The organism is Sphingomonas endophytica, assembly GCF_001476895.1.
GTDB lineage: Bacteria > Pseudomonadota > Alphaproteobacteria > Sphingomonadales > Sphingomonadaceae > Sphingomonas > Sphingomonas endophytica_A.
Genome location: NZ_LDTB01000312.1, coordinates 1 through 545 on the forward strand (window position 1 = coordinate 1; position 545 = coordinate 545).

At 62.6% G+C, this 545-nt stretch carries 1 protein-coding gene; it reads left to right on the top strand.

Features of this window, described 5'->3' with window-relative positions; all coding sequences use genetic code 11:
* On the top strand, positions 1-472 hold a 472-nt coding region (locus NS334_RS17380; protein ID WP_153002849.1), incomplete at its 5' end, for a carbohydrate ABC transporter permease.
* Positions 473-545 lie beyond the last annotated feature (73 nt).

Here is a 545-nt window from a genome sequence, read left to right on the forward strand (position 1 = left end):
GGGCATGGTCAACCATTTGATCTTCAACCTTACCGGCGATGACGGCCCGAACTGGCTGAACGACCCGACGATCGCGCTCTCGATGGCAATCGGCATGCATATCTGGAAGTCGCTGCCGTTCTGGACCCTGATCCTGATCACCGGGCGGCTGGCGATCTCGCAGGACCTGTTCGAGGCCGCCGAGGTCGACGGCGCCACCTGGTGGCAGAAGTTCCGCTACATCACCTGGCCGTCGATGCAGACGCTCTACATCACCTGCACGCTGCTCTCGATGATCTGGACGCTCGGCGACTTCAACAGCGTCTATCTGCTCACCGGCGGCGGGCCGGCCGACCTCACCCATGTGCTGTCGACGCTCGGCATCCGTTATCTGCGGCTCGATCAGCTCAGTCTCGCGATGGCCTCGATCGTCTGCGCGATGCCGCTGGTGCTCCCCCTGGTCTATTTCATGATGAAGCGGTTGTCGCGATGAAGCTTCCCACCCTCCGCGAAGTCGGCACCGAGGCCCGGCTGCTGCTGATCGGCATTCCCGTCTTCATCTGGAC